Source organism: Nocardia brevicatena NBRC 12119 (genome assembly GCF_000308495.1).
GTDB lineage: Bacteria > Actinomycetota > Actinomycetes > Mycobacteriales > Mycobacteriaceae > Nocardia > Nocardia brevicatena.
In genome coordinates this window covers 1-3392 of the sequence record NZ_BAFU01000203.1, presented here as the reverse complement: position 1 = coordinate 3392, position 3392 = coordinate 1, and the positions used below count along the sequence as shown (strand labels likewise).

Sequence of the window (3392 nt, the reverse complement as noted above, 5' to 3'; positions counted from 1 at the left end):
CGCTTCGGGTCTGGCGCCGGTCAATTTAGGGACCGCGGCGTCGTTCGCGGTGCTGGGTGCCTCGACAGTCACCAACACCGGAGCCACCGCCATCTCCGGTGACCTGGGTGTCAGCCCGGGCACCTCGGTGACCGGATTCCCGCCGGGAACGGTGACAGGCGGAGCGATCCATGCCGGGGACGCGGTCGCGGCGCAGGCACACACCGATTTGCAGGCTGCCTACACCGACGCGGCAGGCCGGACACCCACCGCTACCGTGACCACCGATCTCGCGGGACAAACCCTGACCTCCGGGGTGTACCACGCAACCGGCGGGATCGGCCTCAACGGCACCGTCACCCTCGACGGGCAAGGCAACCCGAACGCGGTGTTCATCTTCCAGGCCGGGACGACACTGATCACCGGAGCCAACAGTGTGGTCAACCTCATCAACGGCGCCACCGCGGACAACGTGTTCTGGCAAGTCGGTAGCTCGGCCACACTGGGCGCCAACACCGACTTCGCCGGAAGCCTGCTGGCCTTCACCTCGGTGACGGTGACGACCGGCGTCACCGCAGACGGGAACATCCTGGCCCTCAACGGCGCAGTCACCCTCGACACCAACACCATCACGGCACCCTGAACCACGACCCACCGAAAGGATTCAATCACCCTGTCCGCGCGCCATCAGCGCGCGGACAGCGCCGTATCCGGGCATGGGTAGCCCTACGACCCGGGCCCGCTGCTACGGGGTGGGACGGAGGGACAGTCGAAGGAGAGGTATTTACGGGGGTCCGGGAACATCCACGAGGGAAGTCACGCCAAGCAGTTACCGCAGATAGTGGCGCACTATCTGCGGTAACTGCTTGGCGCCGGATCGGGCGGATTTACTCCTCACCCCCGTTCTTATGCGGGTGCCGGATGGAGTCGCCACCCTTTGTCTCGTGCAGCCGGCCGAACCGGCCGGCGAGCAGATGTGCCATGCTCCCGGCCGCACCCCGACAGGCGTCCTCGATCGTCGCGGCGTTGTGGGTCACCGCGACCGGCTGCTGCCCGGTTGGACGAGCCTGCAACACACATCGCTTATCGCCCGGTCCACCTTTGCCCGCGTTCTGATCACTGAGGTGGGCTTCGACGCTGACGATCCGGTCGCTGAAGCGCTCGAGCGTCGAAGCGATCTCCTCCTCGACGTGCCGGATCAGCTTGTCACCGCTGTCGATGTTGCTATCGGTGTTGATCTGAATCTGCATGTGCGATCCATTCCGGTAGGTGGCAACTGTTACCCGGACAGGGGCGGATGGTGTTCAGTGTCGACTCCGCCGCCTGCTCCGCCTGTACTCCCATCCTCACCGTAATCCCCGATGAGGATCGGAACGGGAGATCACTATCTGCGGTAACTCCTTGGCGGCAGGCCACTACGTCAGGTGACGTTTCGGCGCGGCGAGGCAACAGGCGAAGGTTTCGAGACACCAGCCCTGGCTCCCAGCCGAGTCCTCGATGAAGGGTCGCGTAATCCTGCGCTCAATTTCGGTATCCGGGTGGTTGATGGCAGTTACCGCGGCCGGCGGAAGTGAAGGCGGTCCGGCTTACCGGCACCGGTCTGCTCGATGCGGACACACTCGTATCCGGCTTTTCTGATCGCATTCAGGCTGGCTGCGTTGTCGTCGGCGACGACGCAGCAGAACGTGCGCACTCCGTCAGCGGCGTTGTGTTCGCTGATGGCACGTTTCGCCGCGCCGGCGTATCCGCGGCCTCGGTGCCAGGGGTCGATGTAGGTCACCGTCCCGAGCGTCGGGTAGTCGGCGGGATCGGCAAGTTCTTCGCCAGGCAGGGCGACCGATGGATGGTCGGTGACAGCGGCCGAGATCAAGCCCACCGGCTGCTCGTCGGCGAAGATGACCCAGTTGTGGGTCCGGCGCGGCTCGGCCGCATCGTCGGGCTGCCGCTGAAGGACGAAGTCGGGCATCCCGATCCGAGTGCGGAACTCCTCGGTGTGGACCCATTCGAGGGCTATCGCTTGGACTGCTTCGTCGCAGTCGGTGTAGTAGCGCAGTCGCACCATGGCGGTAGACCGTACCGCCCGGGGCCGACAACAGCCGCTGTCAAGGTTCTCTAAACGATGCGGAGGAGTCGCAGGTCGGTTGGTCACGAATACCGGTATCGAAATTGCGGGACTGCGGTGGGACGTCGGGGAACCACACGCCCTGGAACGGGACTGCCACACTCAGCTCCATTCCTTGAGACGTACGCGCGTACGGGAGCACCCACCGCTGGTCGCTCAGTATCAGTCCCGTGGTGGCGTAGCGGTTTCCGTGCCACCACCACGCGGCGCCGATATTGTTCGCCGACTATTTTCCTTCCTAATTGGGCTGCTAGGGACCTGGCCCAGGCAATAACCACTGGGATGCGCGGGTGCGCGGTGAAACGATGTGCGGATGGCGTTCAACCCGTATGGCGACCCGGGTGTTTTTCTGGGTCGATTTTTGAGAATTACGCAGCGCGCCTTGCGGGCTCATGAGCTTCTCGCGTGGGGTCTGCACCCGCAGAACGCTGACGAAGGCAGTTGCATGGCGCTCGACGATCGGGGGCTGATGACTGATTTCGGGGAGCGCCGGTTCGAAGCGGCAGCGATCTGGCCGCTGATGAGCGCGACCGACAGTGTCAGCGCGGCGGCCAATCTGTTCATGCAGGCTACACAGACCCAGCAATTGCACGCTCCCGCTATTGCCGCTCTGTGCCGCAGCGCTGTCGAGTCCGCGGGCAGGGTCATCTGGCTTCTTTCCCCTGAAGACCGTCAGATCCGCCGGGACCGCTGTACCGCGATCGCGTTGGCTGAGATGAAGGAACAGACCAATTACAACTCGAATGAGGTGGCCGCCCTGCGGCAGGCGAGCATCTCAGCGTCAGCAGAGCACAGGGACGAGTTCATCAGGGGAAGCAAGGAGCTGCTGGACAGCTACCAGCGGCTTGAGGCTGCGTACTCGCAGAACGTGGATCGTGAGAAGGTCCGGCCGTTCGGGAAGACCGCTGAACTCGCGGCCGCCTGGCTGCAGGATCATGTGCCCCCGCACGATGAGGGGGAACTCCGAAAGAATGATGTGACGCTCGGGACCAAGCGGGTCTACCAGCTGACATCCGCTGTGATGCACGGCTACAAGTGGGTCAACTACTACCTCTACGACGGAGACCTATTCGCTCTGCTCGCGGACAGCTTCGCTACGGCGGTCAATTTGACCGAGTGCGGCATCGCGCTATTCGAGGCACAGACACAAAACCACCAAGGCACCTCCGGGCGGGAGAAGCACTACCCGGCTCGACTCCAACCCACAGTGACCGCATGGGCAAAGCTGTACTCGCCACCCCTGGACAGGCAATAACCCACCTGTTCATAAACCGATGGCGGTCTCAAAGGG

The 3392-nt window shown here is 63.7% G+C and carries 4 protein-coding genes; 2 read left to right on the top strand and 2 right to left on the bottom strand.

The annotated features are described in order from the left end of the window. Positions 1-622: ice-binding family protein (locus tag ON20_RS26095; RefSeq protein ID WP_040839757.1), on the top strand; the 622-nt coding region annotated here is incomplete at its 5' end. A 244-nt stretch (positions 623-866) separates the two neighbouring features. Here the strand turns inward: ON20_RS26095 and ON20_RS26090 are convergent. Then, positions 867-1229, bottom strand: a complete 363-nt coding sequence (locus ON20_RS26090; protein ID WP_040839753.1) for an HPF/RaiA family ribosome-associated protein — start codon at positions 1227-1229, stop codon at positions 867-869. Positions 1230-1531: 302 nt separating this feature from the next. Further along, positions 1532-1945: a GNAT family N-acetyltransferase gene (locus tag ON20_RS26085; RefSeq protein ID WP_245547498.1), complete on the bottom strand. Its 414-nt coding sequence runs from the start codon at positions 1943-1945 to the stop codon at positions 1532-1534. A gap of 469 nt (positions 1946-2414) precedes the next feature. On the opposite strand from ON20_RS26085, the gene ON20_RS37680 reads away from it, so the two are divergent. Then, the gene (locus ON20_RS37680; protein WP_174361941.1) at positions 2415-3356 is read left to right on the top strand and encodes a hypothetical protein; all 942 of its coding nucleotides are present in this window, start codon (positions 2415-2417) and stop codon (positions 3354-3356) included. Positions 3357-3392: the final 36 nt, after the last annotated feature.